Annotated in this window: 19 protein-coding genes; all 19 read left to right on the top strand. The window is 61.2% G+C overall.

The window, feature by feature from the left end; all coding sequences use genetic code 11:
- Nucleotides 1-43: 43 nt before the first annotated feature.
- Complete coding sequence (locus tag AC1D1Y_RS24705) at nucleotides 44-412, top strand: hypothetical protein (RefSeq protein ID WP_477684666.1); 369 nt, start codon at nucleotides 44-46, stop codon at nucleotides 410-412.
- Nucleotides 390-1,916 carry a hypothetical protein gene (locus tag AC1D1Y_RS24700; protein WP_477684665.1) on the top strand — a complete coding sequence of 509 codons (1,527 nt, stop codon included), beginning with the start codon at nucleotides 390-392 and terminating at the stop codon, nucleotides 1,914-1,916. Before AC1D1Y_RS24705 ends, AC1D1Y_RS24700 begins: the two co-directional genes overlap by 23 nt.
- Before the next feature lie 9 nt (nucleotides 1,917-1,925).
- Complete coding sequence (locus AC1D1Y_RS24695) at nucleotides 1,926-3,185, top strand: phage portal protein family protein (protein WP_477684664.1); 1,260 nt, start codon at nucleotides 1,926-1,928, stop codon at nucleotides 3,183-3,185.
- Nucleotides 3,182-4,585: a phage protease gene (locus AC1D1Y_RS24690; RefSeq protein ID WP_477684663.1), complete on the top strand. Its 1,404-nt coding sequence runs from the start codon at nucleotides 3,182-3,184 to the stop codon at nucleotides 4,583-4,585. The genes AC1D1Y_RS24695 and AC1D1Y_RS24690 overlap by 4 nt, the downstream gene beginning before the upstream one ends.
- 2 nt (nucleotides 4,586-4,587) lie before the next feature.
- Complete coding sequence (locus tag AC1D1Y_RS24685) at nucleotides 4,588-4,962, top strand: capsid cement protein (protein WP_256082706.1); 375 nt, start codon at nucleotides 4,588-4,590, stop codon at nucleotides 4,960-4,962.
- 13 nt (nucleotides 4,963-4,975) lie between these two features.
- Entirely contained in the window at nucleotides 4,976-5,884 is a 909-nt protein-coding gene (locus AC1D1Y_RS24680; protein WP_477684662.1) for a major capsid protein, read from the top strand.
- A gap of 1 nt (nucleotide 5,885) precedes the next feature.
- On the top strand, nucleotides 5,886-6,290 hold the full coding sequence (locus AC1D1Y_RS24675; protein WP_477684661.1) for a hypothetical protein: 405 nt from the start codon (nucleotides 5,886-5,888) through the stop codon (nucleotides 6,288-6,290).
- Between the two features lie 14 nt (nucleotides 6,291-6,304).
- A complete protein-coding gene (locus AC1D1Y_RS24670; protein ID WP_477684660.1) occupies nucleotides 6,305-6,679 on the top strand; it encodes a hypothetical protein in 375 nt (124 codons plus the stop codon).
- Nucleotides 6,676-7,014 (top strand): hypothetical protein, encoded by a 339-nt coding sequence (locus AC1D1Y_RS24665; protein WP_477684659.1) that lies wholly within the window; start codon nucleotides 6,676-6,678, stop codon nucleotides 7,012-7,014. The genes AC1D1Y_RS24670 and AC1D1Y_RS24665 overlap by 4 nt, the downstream gene beginning before the upstream one ends.
- The gene (locus AC1D1Y_RS24660; RefSeq protein WP_477684658.1) at nucleotides 7,014-7,205 is read left to right on the top strand and encodes a hypothetical protein; all 192 of its coding nucleotides are present in this window, start codon (nucleotides 7,014-7,016) and stop codon (nucleotides 7,203-7,205) included. The genes AC1D1Y_RS24665 and AC1D1Y_RS24660 overlap by 1 nt, the downstream gene beginning before the upstream one ends.
- Nucleotides 7,186-7,416 (top strand): hypothetical protein, encoded by a 231-nt coding sequence (locus tag AC1D1Y_RS24655; protein ID WP_143538653.1) that lies wholly within the window; start codon nucleotides 7,186-7,188, stop codon nucleotides 7,414-7,416. The genes AC1D1Y_RS24660 and AC1D1Y_RS24655 overlap by 20 nt, the downstream gene beginning before the upstream one ends.
- Nucleotides 7,416-7,826 (top strand): hypothetical protein, encoded by a 411-nt coding sequence (locus AC1D1Y_RS24650; RefSeq protein WP_477684657.1) that lies wholly within the window; start codon nucleotides 7,416-7,418, stop codon nucleotides 7,824-7,826. Before AC1D1Y_RS24655 ends, AC1D1Y_RS24650 begins: the two co-directional genes overlap by 1 nt.
- Nucleotides 7,827-7,880: 54 nt before the next feature.
- Complete coding sequence (locus AC1D1Y_RS24645; RefSeq protein ID WP_219466110.1) at nucleotides 7,881-8,474, top strand: hypothetical protein; 594 nt, start codon at nucleotides 7,881-7,883, stop codon at nucleotides 8,472-8,474.
- A gap of 58 nt (nucleotides 8,475-8,532) precedes the next feature.
- Nucleotides 8,533-8,826 carry a hypothetical protein gene (locus AC1D1Y_RS24640; RefSeq protein ID WP_477684656.1) on the top strand — a complete coding sequence of 98 codons (294 nt, stop codon included), beginning with the start codon at nucleotides 8,533-8,535 and terminating at the stop codon, nucleotides 8,824-8,826.
- A gap of 125 nt (nucleotides 8,827-8,951) precedes the next feature.
- Nucleotides 8,952-9,329, top strand: a complete 378-nt coding sequence (locus AC1D1Y_RS24635; protein ID WP_350491290.1) for a hypothetical protein — start codon at nucleotides 8,952-8,954, stop codon at nucleotides 9,327-9,329.
- A gap of 65 nt (nucleotides 9,330-9,394) precedes the next feature.
- Nucleotides 9,395-9,691 carry a hypothetical protein gene (locus tag AC1D1Y_RS24630; protein WP_477684655.1) on the top strand — a complete coding sequence of 99 codons (297 nt, stop codon included), beginning with the start codon at nucleotides 9,395-9,397 and terminating at the stop codon, nucleotides 9,689-9,691.
- A 23-nt stretch (nucleotides 9,692-9,714) separates the two neighbouring features.
- Entirely contained in the window at nucleotides 9,715-14,559 is a 4,845-nt protein-coding gene (locus AC1D1Y_RS24625) for a tape measure protein (RefSeq protein ID WP_477684654.1), read from the top strand.
- A 25-nt stretch (nucleotides 14,560-14,584) separates the two neighbouring features.
- A complete protein-coding gene (locus AC1D1Y_RS24620) occupies nucleotides 14,585-15,394 on the top strand; it encodes a hypothetical protein (protein ID WP_477684653.1) in 810 nt (269 codons plus the stop codon).
- A 4-nt stretch (nucleotides 15,395-15,398) separates the two neighbouring features.
- The coding region (locus AC1D1Y_RS24615) for a Gp37-like protein (RefSeq protein WP_477684652.1) at nucleotides 15,399-16,046 on the top strand (648 nt) is incomplete at its 3' end.

Here is a 16,046-nt window from a genome sequence, read left to right as displayed (position 1 = left end):
TTACAGGGCTCTGAAACGCTGCGTGCAATAGGGGGTGAGCTGCGTGGACGGAATCGACGAGATCGATGTTCAATTCAAGGAAACCGACACTCTGTGCCGCGCCGGCCTCCGGTTGTACGACTCTCTTCACGACGACTCTGATCCGTATTGGCTCACGGCCATGATTCTCGAAGCGTCTCGGATCAAGGATCGCCTCGATCTTCTCCATCGCCTCAATTCTGGCGACGAGGATCTGTGGTTCCATCTGGCGCCGACTCGCGGTGACGGCGATGTGCTGGAGATCAAGATCGACTCCGGTTTGCAGGAAGCGCGCCAACTTGCTGCAGTGCTCCGGCAGATGCTCACGGAGATTCGCCGGCACAAGGATGTCGAATCGGAGCCAGATAACGATGACGATCTCGCCGGTATTTGACGACTTTCCGACACTGACCGGCCGCCAGATCCCGCACAATCTCTCGGTTTTCGAGGGCTCGACCGAACGAGGCGACGGCGCGATCCTTCTTGCGAGCCGAGTTCGCAAGACTCAGATGCCCTGGCAGCGCGATGCGATGCACGCAATCCTCTCGATGGCTCCAGATGGGCTGTGGACGCATCCCGACTGCTGCATCATCGTGCCGCGCCAGAATGGCAAGTCGCTGATTTTGGTTCTGCGTGCGCTCTACGGACTCTTCAAGCTCGGTGAGCGGATTATCTACACGTCACAGCTGTGGCCGACCGCCGAAGATGCGTACAAGCGGTTGTGGGCGATCATCAAATCGCGCCCGTCGTTGAAAAGTCGGGTAGTCAAGAACACTTGCTCGCAGGGCAAGGGCTACATCGAGCTCGACAGCGGCGCGAAGATCGTCTTTTGTACCCGATCGAACGACTCGGGCCGCGGATTCGATGAGGTCGACCTCGTTGTCTACGACGAGGCATACAACCTCACTGAGGGTGAGATCGCGGCACTGTCGTTTACGCAGATGGCTTCGAAGAATGCCCAGACGATCTACGCGTCGTCGGCTGTGAATGCGGAGCAGCACCCGAACGGGTCTGTGCTCGCAGCGATTCGGAAGCGCGGACTCGCCAAGGAAGAGGCGCTCTACTTCGCCGAATTCATGGCGCCGGATGAGATGCCGCGTGATGAAGAAGCGACTTGGCAGTATGCGAACCCGTCGTACGGCGTGATTCAGAAGGCGCCGATGATCCGCAAGCTGATGCGCGGATTCTCGACGCCGAAGGGCCGAAAGAGTTTCGACGTCGAAGCGCTCGGGCGCGGTGACTGGCCGGCCGAGGAGGAGGTGGCGACGTGGTCTGTGATTCCAGAACTGATGTGGACCGACCTCGTCGACGAACGTCCAGAACTCACCGGGCCGATCGCTCTCGGCATGGACCGAACACTCGACCGCAAGTGGTGGGTGATCGCTGCCGCTCAGCGCACTGTCGTAGGTCGAATCCATGTGGAAGTCGGCTACTTTCAATCGGCGGCTCAAGCGGAGGTGGTCGACTTCCTGGTCGACATCGTCACAGTGTGGGATCCATGCGCGCTGGCCACTGATGCGAACTCGCCGGCGAAGGTGCTCGAGCCGCTCTTGCTTACCGCGGGCATCGAGCTGATCAAGACGACTGGCAATCAAGCGGTGCAGATGTGCGGCGGCCTGTATGACGACGCCGAGTCGAAGGTTCTCAGTCACAGCGATCAACCGGTCCTCAACGACGCTGTCGAGGGTGCCGTCAAACGGTTCTTGCCGCAGGGCGATTGGGCTCTCGACAAGCGCGGCGACACGATCGTCGCCCCGATGGTCGCCGCGGGTCTGGCGCGATGGGCATTGCTGACATTCGGCAGCCGAGCATCGACGCCGCCCGCCAACCCTGCGTTCAAGCCACCGTCAGCGAGTCGTTCGGTCGACGAATTCGACGCTCTATCAGCTGCTTTCTAAGGGGGAACAATGGTCGAAACCAAGCGAGCGATGCCCTCTATGGCTGAAGTCGGTTACGTCAACGGCAAGGGCAATGACTGGCATCAGTGGGACGACGACGAGAAGGTCCCAGAACTGCAGTGGCCCGACTCGGTGCACGTCTACTCGCGAATGATGAAGGAAGACGGCCGAGTCGCATCGGTCCTTCAGGCGATTGGCTTGCTGATTCGTCGGACTGCTTGGCGGATCGATCCGAATGGCGCTGACCCCAAGGTGGTCGAGTTCATCGCCCAGAACCTCGGGCTGCCGATCGTGGGAACCGAGCCGGATTCGAAGGCCCGATCGCGTGGAAGGTTCTCGTGGCAGGAGCATCTGCAAACAGTGCTCCTCATGCTTCCGTATGGTCACAGTTTCTTCGAGCAGGTTTACCGCGTCGACGAGAACGACGTGACCTGGCTACACAAGCTCGCGCCGCGTCCGCAGAAGACGATCTCGAAGATCAATGTCGCGCTCGATGGCGGTCTCGAATCGATCAGGCAGAGCCCGCCGGCAGGACCTCTGACTGTGGCATCGATGTTGCCGGACGGTTTTGTCATCGACGTCTCGCGACTTGTCGCATACGTGCGCGATCCGGAGCCGGGCGAATGGATCGGTACCTCATTGCTGCGTCCGGCCTACAAGCATTGGATTCTCAAAGACGAATTCATGCGCATCCAAGCTGCCACAGCCAAGCGCAACGGCATGGGCGTCCCGGTCGGCACCGCATCGTCGAACGATCAGGGCGAGGTCGACAAGATGCAGGAGTTGGCGTCGAGCTTCCGCGGAAGTCTGCACGCGGGTGTAGGTCTCGCAGAAGGCCAGACGATGCAGCTACTCGGCGTGAACGGAAACCTGCCGGACATGGGGCAGGCGATCGAGTATCACGACAAGCAGATTGCGCTCGCCGCGCTCGCCCACTTCCTCAACCTCGACAAGGGTGGCAGTTTCGCTCTCGCGTCCGTCCAGGAAGACATGTTTGTCCAGTCCGTGCAAACGGTCGCAGAATCCATCGCCAACACGGCGAATGCCCACATCATCGAAGATCTGGTCGACATCAACTTCGGTGAATCCGAAGCGGCGCCGCGAATTGTGTTCGATGAGATCGGCTCTCGTCAGGACGCAACCGCAGCATCTCTGGCGCTGCTGGTACAGAACGGACTTCTCGAGGCTGACGAGGCGCTGAAGATCGCAGTCCGGCAGAACTTGGGCTTGCCGACGAACTCCAAGGCTGCTGAGGAGTCGACGACATGACCGATCTGTTGACGCCCGACCGCGCAATTCTCGTGACTATCCCCAACGTCGAGCTGATCAAAGCCGGATCCTGGGAAATCTCGACGGGCACATGGAATCCAACGTCGGAAGATCTCTACGCCGCAGTCGCTGCGCTGAGTTCGCCGGCCATCCGACGCCCCACTCTCAAGCTCGGCCATACCGATCCGAGGTTCGACGGTGAGCCGACGATCGGCTACATCGACAATCTGCGCGTCGAGGACAACGGGACCACGCTCGTCGGGGACTACTGCGGCCTTCCTGGTTGGCTCGGCGACATCATGGCGTCCGCCTACCCGGATCGCTCGATCGAAGGCCGGTACAACGTCACCGACCAAACCGGAAGAACTCATCCATTCGTTCTCGAAGCGGTTGCGCTACTGGGTGTCACATCGCCTGGCGTCGGGACGCTCGGGAGCATCATCGACGTCGCCAGGCTGTACGGCGTGGCGGCTACTTCCAGCGGAAAGGAGTCATTCACGATGCCAGTATCCAAAGACGGATCACCGCACGCTTCCGCTGTTGTGGTCGCTGCGTCAGTGACTGTGGCGGAGCTGCAGAGCTCGTTCTACAACGGGCCCGCGGCAAACAATTGGTGGTGGATCGAAGACATCTTCGTGGACCCACCCGAAGTGGTGGCGATCAACGACGAGGACGGCACCCTGCATCGGGTGCCGTTTGTCGTAGAAGGCGAAGAGATTACGTGGGGAGAGCCTCAGGAAGTGAAGCGCGAGTATGTCGCCGCTTCCTCCGTTCTCCGCGAACCCCTGGCCCACTGGGCCGACAAGGAATCCTCTCGGGCCGACGTGCCAGAGAAGACCGTGGCCGCAACCTCGGGCACGAACACATCCGATACAGAAGGAGGCTCGACTGTGGCATTCACGGATGAGCAGATCAAGGAACTCCGCGAGGCCCTCGACCTCCCGGACACCGCAACCGAGCAGACGCTCTTCGACGCGTTGCTCGACAAGGCGACGGCCCCCGACAAGTCCGAGGACGAGTCGGAATCCAACACTCCAGTCGCAGCGTCGATCTCGAAGCTGAGCGAGGTCGCCAAGGCGAACGGACTAGTGCTGGTCGAGGCCAGCGGATACGAGGAGACCCGAGCTATGGCCGAGCGAGGCGCCAAGGCGCTCGATCGCCAGGAGAACGCCGACCGCGAGAAGTTGGTTTCCGAAGCCATCCACGCCGGCAAGATCCCGACCGCTCGAAAGGATCACTGGCTCAAGGCTCTCGAAGCCGATCCCGAAGGCGTAGCTGCATCACTCGCAGCGCTCGCGCCGGGACTGATCCCGGTGTCCGAGGTTGGCCACAGCGTTGCCGCCTCGACCGAGACCGCCGAACTCGGCTGGTTCGGTGCATCTACCCCAAAGGAGGCCTGATCATGGCGAACGAAAACATCGGCGTGTACGAACCCGGAGCTGATATCTCCGGCCGCGCCAAGACTGCAGTCACCGGAAAGCGATTCCTCGCCATCGTCGGCAATCGTGACGGCGGGAACATCTCGGTCGGTCACGCAACGGCGGCCGGTCGCACCTGCGGCGTCTCGGACCGCGACACCGCGGCAGGCGATCTCGTGGGAATCAAGCGAGGCAAGGACCGCGTCACCTTCGTGACCGCCTCCGGACCCATCGCCGCCTTCGCCGAGGTGGAGGTCGGCGCTGCCGGCGTCGCAGTCACCAAGACATCGGGTGTAGCCGTGGGCTACGCCGTCACCGCTGCAGCGTCGGGTGCCGACGCTGAGATCAGCCTCTACTGAAAGGGGACGCATCATGCCTTCTCCCTCTCCCGTGGCGTACCCGCTCGGTGCGCCCACCCTCGTCGGCGGCGTCCTCACCGTCGACACTGCCCTGAAGCAGCCGCAGCGCATCACCAAGCGGCTCGCCGACATCACGCTTCAGAAGTTCATCGTGGACAAGATCTTCTCGTCCTCGGGTGTCTCTGTCGCGTCCGGAGCCGTGATCTACGACCAGGTCGTGGCAAACGAGCTCTACACCGCTCGTGACATCGAGCAGCGTGCGGCCGGCAACGAGTACCCGATCGTCGGCGGCGAGCGCCAGGACCCCAAGACCGCATCGGCCGAAGACTGGGRTGGCAAGTTCTTCATCACCGACCAGGCGAAGAGTCGAAACGACGTCGTGTACTTCGACAACCAGGTGACTCAGCTCGCCAACACGGTTGTGCGGAAGGTCAACGCGCGCGCAGTCGCAACTCTCGAGTCCGCCATCGCCGGTCTCAACGGCGCGGGCGTGGTCCCTGGCCACGACTGGTCGAACATCACCCTCTCGGGCAACGCACCGACCCCCAACGCGGAGCGCCCCGGCGCTGACTTCGCCAAGGTCCAGCTCGCCGCCGACCGCGAGGAACTCGGCGTGGTCTACGACCTGTGGATCGTGAACCCGCAGGAGAAGGCGAACCTGGTCATCGCTTACGGCGAGGACTACGAAGCCATCCTCCGGGCATCCGGGATCGAGATCTTCGATTCCAATCGCGTGACCGCCGGAACCGCCTACGCCGTCGCGCGCGGGCAGGTCGGTTTCCTCGACTACGAAGTCGGTCTGACGACCGAGACGTGGCGAGAAGAGAAGACGCGCAAGAACTGGGTCCAGTCTTACGTCCAGCCGATCTTCGGAGTTACGAACCCGTACTCCATCAAGAAGGTCACCGGATTGGCGGGCTGACATGACCGAGAAGACGATACGAGTTGCGGTATGGGAGTACCTCAACCACGAAGGTAAGCGCCGGTTCGCCTACTTCGGTGACGTTGTCGATCTGCCCGATTCGGAGATCGAGCGCGGCGAGCAGGTCGAGGCGTTCGGCGCAGATCTGACACTCTCGGATCTCGCTGAACAGCCTGACCATTCGACCGAGGCGGAAGTGCCTGTAGAACAGCCTGCCACTCCGGCGGAGCCTGGCGCGACAACCGCGGACACTCCACCGGTTGTCGACGTCAAGCTCGAGCGTCCGAAGAATGCGGCGCCGAAGCCTGAATGGGTCGAGTACGCAGCCTGGCGGGGTGTCGACGGTGTCGAGGACATGAGCAAGGACGAGCTCGTCGCCGCAGTCAACGCGCTCGACGCACAGTGAGATGAGGGGGCTTCATGGCATTCGCAACACCTGACGAGCTTGCGGCGCAATGGGGCCCCCTCGATTCGATCCAACAGGCGCGGACGACCGCACTGCTGGACATGGCCGAGCGCATGCTGCGAAAGCACGTCGACTTCAGTGGAGCACAAGCAGGCGACGACCTGCTGGAGATCGCCAAGCAAGTGTCGATCGACATGGTGATCGATGCGCTGATTCCCGGGCAGCACCGAGGGAAGTCGTCGTACTCGCTGGCTGCCGGAAGTTTTCAGGAATCGGCTACCTTGCTCAACCCCTCGGCGACGCTGGTGTTCACCAAGGATCAGCGCGCTCTGTTCGACCTTCCGGGAGGCGCTTCGCCGCGGTGGTACTTCGGGGATGATCCCCAGTGACATTCTCTCTGACTCGTTCTGTGGAGCATGCCGCGTACGTCGCAGTTGGCGAAGACGAGTTGGGCAACGAAATCGCCAGCCACGCCTTGCCAGTCACGGTTCGCGTATTCGGCTGGGAGCCGCCGCGATCCGATGAGCCTGCCTTGGCCGGCCACGATCGTGTGGTCGTCGACTTGAAGCTGTATGCGCCGCAGTCCATGGGCGCCAAGCCTGCTGACTACGTGATGGTTAGTGGCAAACGCTTCGAAGTGATCGGCTGGCCCGAGGATCCGAATGACAATGGCATCTGGAGCCCCGGTCTCGTGTCGGTCAATCTACGAAGAATCGAGGGTTGATGGCCAAGCGGATGAAGGTAACCCACGCCGAGGGTGTCGACATTCTCGGTGAGGTCGCGGTGAGTGTGGAAGAGGGTATTCTCCTCGTCTTCACCGACCAGACGAAGACCGCACTGATCAAGGCTTATAACCGCGAGGTGTGGGCCTTCGCCGAGTTCGTGGAGGTGGACGGTGAAGTTCGAACCGAATGAACAAGCCTTCTTTCACATCCGCAGCGTGCTCGCGCGACCATTGGTCGAATCGACCGCGGCGCGCATCGCCGGATCGTTCGGCGCCGGATACGGCTGGTCGTCCAGGCAAGGTCAGAAGCGCTGGCGCGCAAGCGTCTACCCGAAGACGTGGGCGGCTCGCATGGACAACGCTACGAACAACACGATGGTCCGACGATTCGGGAGTGGATGATGGCCGACAACTGGGGCGAAGCCCCTCCGTCACAGGCGGTCATGGTCGCAGCGCTCAAAGCCGGACTGGCTGCCGAGGGCGACACCACGCACGTTGGAACGAAGGCGCCGAGAGACACGGAAAACCCGAGCGCTCGCCGGATCCGCGTCTCTCGCATCGCCGGTGGAAGTGAAACCTTCGCCACTGATTCGGCGCGGTTTCTGATCGAGTGTTGGGACCCTAGTGAATTGGCTGCCGAGCAGTTGGTGAACAAGGTGCGTCGGCTCCTGAAACAGTGCCGGGGGCAGCGGTTCGCCGGGGCGTTCATTCACGGATCCAAAGCGACCTCACTTCCCGTCAATTTTCCCGATCCCGGCACGTCGTCGGCCCGTTTTCAATTCACCGGTGAGCTGACCATCGGCTTGCTGTAACAGATTTCGCTCGACCCTCTGGCCCGGTGCAACGATGCCTGAGAGGGGCAAATCATGACTGTCAATGTCAACAACGCGTTCGTCGGCACTCCTCCCATCGATGGAGGCGTGTTCTTCCGCGCTCCGGTGGGAACCGAACTTCCCACCGATGCACTGTCCGCGCTCGATCCGCTGTTTCTCGATCACGGTGCCGTGGGCGAGGACGGTCTGACTGTCGCCCAGACTCGCGACAACACCGACATCAAGATGTTCGGTGGTAAGACGTTCATCAACGTCCAGACCAACTACGACGAGACGATCACCATCACGCTGCTCGAGGACGATCTCGTGGCAGTGCTCAAGACCTCGTTCGGTGATGCCAATGTCATCACGACTCCTGCGACCGCGCTGCATGGTGTGCAGAAGACGATCTACCACACTGCCGATCCGCTGCCGATCAGTTCCTTTGTCGTCGAGGCGATCTCCGGAAAGAAGACGAAGCGCTACGTCGTCGAGAACGGCCAGGTTGTCACGGTCGGTGAAGTGAAGGACGTTCACAACAACGTCACGAGCCGCACGCTGACCATCAAGACCTACGCGCCGACTTCGGTCGAGCTCAAGGGCGGAAACGTGGTCGAGTACCGCGACGACGGAGTCCTGACCCCTTAGTCGCCGTGCCGGGCCCAGCCACCTTGCCGAGCACGGCGCTACTCCCAGGAGGTAACTGATGACGTACGACGAACAGACCTGGACCGACAACGATCCGTCCACCCCACTGTCCGCTTCGCGACTCCGTCACATCGAAGAGGGCGTGAAGGGTGCCCACGATTCGATCGACGAGCTGCCTGCGCCATTCTCTGGCGCGTACGGCGATCTTTCCGGCAAGCCGACCATTCCCACCTTGCCGGCGCTGGCGACAGCCGCCGAATTGCAGGCAGGAACAGTCACAACGTCGCGTCTGGTGAGTCCCAAGCTGATTCACGACGAGATTGCACGGCAGATCGCTGCCATCGCGCCGTAACGGCGTTGAACCCACCCGGCAGGGGTTGATTGACACCCCACTGCACCGGGCCGCCCTTGCCGGGTGGCCTCAAAGGCCCGGTCGCATATCTCCCATAAGAAACACAACGAAAGGCCTGGTGCAACATGGCAACCCATCGTATTACCTCCGCACACGCTGAGAAGTCCAAGCTCAAGATCGAATTCGAGACCGTCGATCCGGCCGACGAAAACGCCGAACCGATTCTTCACACTCTGAACGTGCCGAAGTGGCACTACCGGCCGAAAGCTGTTGTCCTCGAGTCCAAGAAGTGGCTCGAAAAGGAGAACGCCGACCGCAAGAAGTCCAAGGACGATGAAGTCACCGCACTCGAGCTGATGATCTTCACAGTCGGACTCGTGCAGCCCGAATTGAAGCCGCTCGTCGACGGACTGTCGATGGGGGAGCAGCACGAGATCTGGCAGGTCTGGTCGGGGGAGGTACCGATCTCCGAGGGGGAATCGGAAGCCTCCTCAGAATCCTAGAAGACAGGAAAGCTGAGGGGGCCATACAGGCCGACCTACTGGACAGAGGGCGGTCGCTCGAAGACTTGGGCGACACCCTCTCCTGGTGGGACCTGGCGTGCATCATCGAGAACTTGCCTGCGTCGTCGGCCTACTCGCGCTACCTGGATCCGGACGCTATCTACCGGACGCCGGAGAACATGATCGCCATTCTCGCCGCCGATGGCGCGCGCGGCACGAACGCGCTCTTCAAGCTCCTGGTCTCAGATCCGGCAAGTAGGCCCGAGCCGCCCAAGAAGTCCGGCGTCGTCATAGATGCACGCGCAGAGATCAAAAAACGTCAGGCCCAATTCGCCGCACAGAAGGCGGCAGAGGCCGTGTGACAACTCAATAGTGGAGGTGCTCCGTGGCAACCGAACTCGGCGTTGGATACCTGTCGATCGTCCCGGAGACCTCCAAAGTCATCCCCGGCATCGACAAGGCGCTCACCGGTGCCCAGGCCAATGCTGACCGGGCTGGCCAGGGGATGGGCAGCAAGATCGCCGGTGGCATCGGCACCACACTCAAGTTCGGTGCCGCCAGTGCAGGAGCTGCCGCGGCCGGTGTCATCGGAACGGCACTGACCCAGGGCATGGCCCGGGTCGTCGCAATCGACGACGCCAAGGGCAAGCTCGCCGGACTCGGCCACACGGCCGAAGGTGTCACCACCATCATGGATTCCGCTTTGGCGTCCGTGAAGGGGACCGCCTTCGGTCTGGGCGATGCTGCCGGCATCGCAGCATCGGCAGTCGCCGCAGGGATCAAGCCCGGCGAAGAACTGACGAAGTACCTCACACTCACCGGTGACGCGGCAACCATTGCCGGATCCTCACTCGAGGAAATGGGCTCGATCTTCAACAAGGTCCAGACCTCTGGCAAGGCGTACACCGACAACCTGAATCAGCTTGCCGACCGCGGTATCCCGATCTTCCAGTGGCTCCAGGACGAGTACGGCGTCACTGCCGAAGAGTTGTCCAAGATGGTCAAGGAAGGCAAGGTCGACGCCGAGACCTTCAACAAGGTCATCCAGGAGAACATCGGCGGCGCCGCGCTCGAATCCGGCAAAACGCTTCGCGGTTCATTCGCGAACATGAAGGCCGCGCTCGGCCGCGCCGGTGCTGCAGTGATCGAGCCGTTCCTGCCGATGATGAAGGCAGGCCTCGGAAAGGTCATGGAGTTCACCGACAAGGTGACACCCCACCTGAAGGCTGGCGCCGAGAAGGCTGCCGCAGGACTGACTGACATGGGTCGCGCATTCATGTCGTCGGGAGACTCCATCGAGGGCCCGGCGACGAAGATGGAACGCTTCGGCGTCAAGGCCCGCGAGGTCGTAGACGGCATCAAGGGCGTCTGGTCCATCCTGTCGAAGGGAGAGTTTGCAGGGTCCAGGATGACCTTCGGCCTCGACGAGGACTCGAAGGCTGTTGATGTCCTGTTCAAGATCCGCGAAACCGCGATCGGCGTCAAAGACATCCTCTTCAAGGGCGACTACACCAATCCAATCTGGGGACAGCTCGAGGATTCCAAAGCAGTCGACGTCTTGTTCCGGATCCGTGAAGGCGCACAGGCGCTCTGGGGCGTAGTCAAGTCACCGTCCGCGGAAAAGTTCACCGCATTCCTTGATGTAGTCAAGGGCACCGGCGGCGAGGCTGCAGGTGCGATGGGCAAGGTCGAGTCCGGGGCAAGCACCCTCACAGGGGCATTGAAGTCCGTGGGCTCGGCGGCGGCGGGTGGGGCAACGGCACTTGTTGGGCTTGGCGGTGACACTGCGACAGTCGCTGTAACTGGAATCAAAATGCTCGGCTCGATGATGGGCTTCCTGGCTGATCATTCCACGATCGCACAGGTTGCGGTGGTCGGGCTCGCGGGCGCTTTGATCAGCAYCAAGGCGACCACAGCAATCGGTAACATCGGCCGATTCCTGGCGGCAATCCAAACTCCGGCGACGATTGCATCGCAGATGGCGATGACGCGAGCGCTGAATGCGCACTCGGTATCCATGCGTGCCTACATTGTCACGCTGGGCGGCACTCTTCCTCCGGAACAGGCAAGCTTGGCCTCCCGTGCCAGACTCGCCGTCACAACCCGACTCTCAGCTGTAGCGACAGCTTCCGCGACGTCATCGCTAGTTGCGTACGCGGTAGCCCAGCGGGCGGCGGCTGCATCATCGGGCCTTCTGGTTGGTGGCATGCGTCAGGCGGTTGCCTCTACCGCGATGATGGGCGCGCGAGTCGCAGGCGCGGGAACGACGGCAATGAATGGACTCAAGTCGGGACTCGGCAGTGCTGTCGGCCTTCTGGGCGGTCCGGTTGTAGCGGGCGTCATGGCCGCCGGCGCCGCGGTTATGTACATGGGATCGAAGTTCTCTGGCGCCAACGACAAGATCAAGAACTCTCAGAAGACATATGCCGACTATGCAGTCAGCGTTCGTGATTCGAACAACGATCTGAAGAACGCTTTCGACAAGTCCAACGGTATCGCCGATTCCGGTGTGCTGAGCGTCGTCGAGGCTCAGGTCAACTCGGCACGGACTGCACAGAAGGAATTTGCCGACTCCGCTCCGGGCATCTGGGGCGGCATCGGGTCGTCTATCGCCACCGTTTGGGACTCTGTCGACGGCCGAATTGACGGCACAGCCATGAAGTCGTTCTCTACTGCAGAGGATCTCGGCAAGAAGGGCCGAGATGCGTCGGCAGCGTTCGACAAGCTGAACATGTCGACGTCCGACATCGCGAAGGTTCTCACCGGGCCAAAGGATGCGTACAAGGCGTTCACGGATCAGATTCTGCAGACCACCGAAGGCGGTGGGGCGCTGGTCGACATCTTCGACAAACAGCGTAAGACGCTGGAGGAGCTTAAGACTCCAGCTGGCGAGTTCTCAGCAGCCGTGAAGGCCATCAATGACGGCTCCGTATCGGCGGCGTCCGGTATTGACGCGATGAACTCGGCTCTCGCTCGTCAGCGCGGCGAGCAGAATTCGGTCGGCGACGCGCAGCAGTTCGTAAACGATACTTTGCGCTCATTCTCTGAGGCTGCTGCGACAGCTGGCGCAAGTGTTGTCCTGGCATCCGGTGATATCGACACCGCGACGGCAGCTGGATCGCGACTGCGCAATGAGACCAAGAATATGCAGTCTGCGATAGATATGGCGGCAAACTCGGCCTACGCGAACGGGATCAAGCAGAAGCAGTCGCATGAGGAGGCGGCGCAGGCCGCTGTCGATGCCGGCATGGCGGTTCAGCAGTCGTTTATCGAGCAGGCGGAGAAGGCTGGGATTCCGCGTCAAGCGGTGATGGACCTCATCGCTCAGTTCAACCTGATTCCTCCGAGCAAGTACACGCTCATTCAGGTTGAGGCCGACGAGGCTACGGCAAAGTTGAACAACCTCAATGCCTTGAAGAATCAGTTCGCGCAGAACCTGACGATCACGCCGCAGGTTGCGGCGCCGATGTCGACACCTTTGCCGTTCGGGGTCTTTGGAAACCATCGTCGTGCGCGGCTTCCGAAGAACTCGGGTGGATCGCGACTACCTACGGTCGGCCCGGGCACTGACACGGTCGACGGGTTCCTGGGAATCGGCGCTGATGGCGTTCCTACCACTTGGGCTGACAAGGGCGAATGGATCATCAACGGGAAATCCTCCGAGAAATGGAACCGTGTTCTCGGGGCAATTAACAGAGATGAACCTTGGCTGGAGAAGATTCTTCCGAGGCATGCCGCCGGTGGCATCGTCGGAACTGCGGTCGACGCAGCGCGAAGCGTCACCGGGGTCAAGTACAAGTGGGGTGGCGTCGGCCCTGACGGGTTCGACTGTTCCGGATTCGTCGGATGGCTGCAGCAGATCCTCATGGGATTCGGCAAGGCCACCAGTCGGATTTACACGACCTACAGCCTGATCGGCGGCGCGACAGCAGGTCTCGCGAAGGGGCTGAACTCGGCCTCGCCGTTCAATGTGGGCGTCTCGGAAGAGCATATGGCCGCGACTCTCGACGGCCAGCCTGTCGAATCCGGTGGTTCACATGGCGATGCACGGATTGGTGCGCCTGCCGTTGGTGCGAATGACGGACAGTTCCCGTACAAGTTTCACCTGCCGCTCGACAAGATCGCCGGTGGATACTCGCCGGGATCGGGCACATCGGCCAATCAGTATTCGAGTGGCGAATCGACGTGGACCGAGAAGGACGACCTGGCGCTTGAATCGGCTCGTGTCTCGATTCAGCAGGCCAAAGAGGCCCGAGACAAGGTCTACGCCAACGAGAAGAAGTCTGATGCCGACCGGCAACAGGCTGACCTCAGGGTGCAGCGCGCAGAGCAACGGGTCATCGACCTGGAAGCAAAGCGCGAGGGTGCCGGCAGTGCCAAGTCCTACGGTCCTGCCCCGGATCTGCCGGGCGAGATGACGGATGAGGCGATGGAGCTCCGCAATGCGGAGATCGCTGTCACCGAGGCTGAAATCGCACGCGACCGGGCGTATGGCGAGGCGGATTCCACGAGCATCGACAAAGAGAAGGCCGACATGGCCGTCTATGCGGCGCGTAACCGCTTGTCGGAGACTCAGAAGAAGTTGCTCGAGGAAGGGGACAAGCCCGGCGACAAGTCTCGGCTGAAGACGTTCGCAGAGATCGGTTCCGACCTCGGCGGCATCTTGGCCAACGGGCTACTCGAGACGTTCGGACTGCAGGACTCACTTCTTGCGGATCCGAACAAGTTCTTCGCAGACAACACCGGACCCACCGGTGCGCGCACGACGGAACCACTCAAGAAGCCGAAGCCGTTGGGTGCAACTCCCGCGACGGAAATCGTTGCTCCACCGACGATGACCATCAGCTTGTCGGAAGCGATGACTCAGCTTCCGTTCACGCCGGACTGGAATGACCCACTAGGGACGCTCAAGAAGTTGAGTGCGTTCGATCAGGGCGGTGAGGCATCGGGCTTGGGATTCATGCCCAAGGCGATTCTCGAGCCTGAGCGGGTTCTGTCGCCGCGGACCACGCAGGACTTCAACCGTCTTGTCGGGGTTCTCGACCGAGGAGACGTTCTGAACGACTTCGAATCCGGCAACCAACGCGGTGGGGGGAGCACGACATATGCCCCCACGTTCACCGGACTGCTCGACGAGGAGCAGATGTTTTCGATGTTCGAACGCTGGCAGCGCCGGACCCAAACCGGCGGTGGCCAGCGGACTGTCGCTCACCGTTCCCGGCGCCGGTGACAACGATTCGTAGGAGGTGCCACGCATGGCAAAGAATTTCGGCTACATAGATATTCTCGGCCGTCCGTGGCACCTCTACGGGTTCATGGAGGCCGCGGAGAACGTTGCGATTCTCGACAAGGCATCGGGACTGTATTTGCCACCGACCGAACTCGTTACGTCATCGGGCGCGTGGCAGATCGGTTCGACGCCCCGTAAAACGATCGAGGACGAGCGCAAGGTCGGACTTCTCATCGGTACGCGAGGGGCAAACGAGGACATCCACGACGAAGTCGAAAGTGCTTGGTGGGACGGCTGGTCGACAGAGAGGGCCGGGCGTTTCACGGCGAGTAAAGGCAGCGGCCCGTACCGCTGGCTCGATATCCGCAAGAGCAAGAACCCTCCATCGGAGTGGTCGATCGCGCCCGACGTGAACAACTTCATGGAGCACGACATGGAGTTAGTCGCTTGCAATCCGGCATGGCAAGCGGGGATGCGCGAAGACGAGCAAGTCGTCTCAGGTCAGCGAATCTTCGAACTCACCAATCCGACGGACCGGCCGTTGTGGCCGATCATTCTCGGCACGCCCGGATCGACTTGGGAAATCCAAGACGGCACGACATCGCGGATGGTGAAGATGCCGGCGCTCAATCAGAACTGGAAGCTGTACACGGATCCGCAGGTTCGAACGCTCGAAGTCGAAAACGGGCCGGCCGTGTGGCCGGAAGCGATGCGCGGTGTCACGTTCACGGATCCGATTCCGCCGCGAACCATCTATCCGATTCAGTTCAAGATCAAGGGCACTGGCGACATTCGCATCGAATTGATCGACCAGTACTCGAAGCCGTGGGGGTGATCCGGTGAGCGTTCTCAGTGCAGTCTCGGAAAAGATCACCGCTCGGCGCGAGAAGGAAGAACGCGATCACAACGCGCGCGATCGAATCGGGCTGTGCGACAAAGAGTGGCGGCTGATCACCGAGATCGTCGGAGAAGAAGAAGTCGACTTCGGCAAGATGATCAACGACACCGAGGAAGGACGGTTCGTTCTCCCTGGCGACCATCCGTGGAATGACTGGCTCGTCTATCAGAACACGGTCGAAGAAGACATTCACTTCTATGTCGAGCCGATCGACAACCCCGAGAAACGCATCGGGTACAAGGTCATCGATATCGAGGTCGAGTTCAACGCTGACGATGGCTACGAACGCGTCACAGTGATCGGTCTCGAAGACATCGAGCACGTCAAGAACAACTTGGCATGGGCAAATACGCTCGCACCGTTGGAGTTTCAGTTTCCGAAGTCCGACGTCCAGGCCAAACGCGCGAAGACCGCGGTTCGCTCGTATCTGTTCCGGAACTTCCTCCGCGAGTACCAATCGAGTTGGCTTCCGCACCCGTTCAACCTGTGGGACAAGACCTACTGGAAGAACAACATCGACCCCTCGAAGTGGAAGGTACTGATCGCCCCGCAGATCGGTCCGGACACATCCGAGTGGACTGTTCTCGCA

The organism is Polaromonas sp. P1_G1 (genome assembly GCF_056405595.1).
This window is presented reverse-complemented; position numbering and strand designations above follow the sequence as displayed.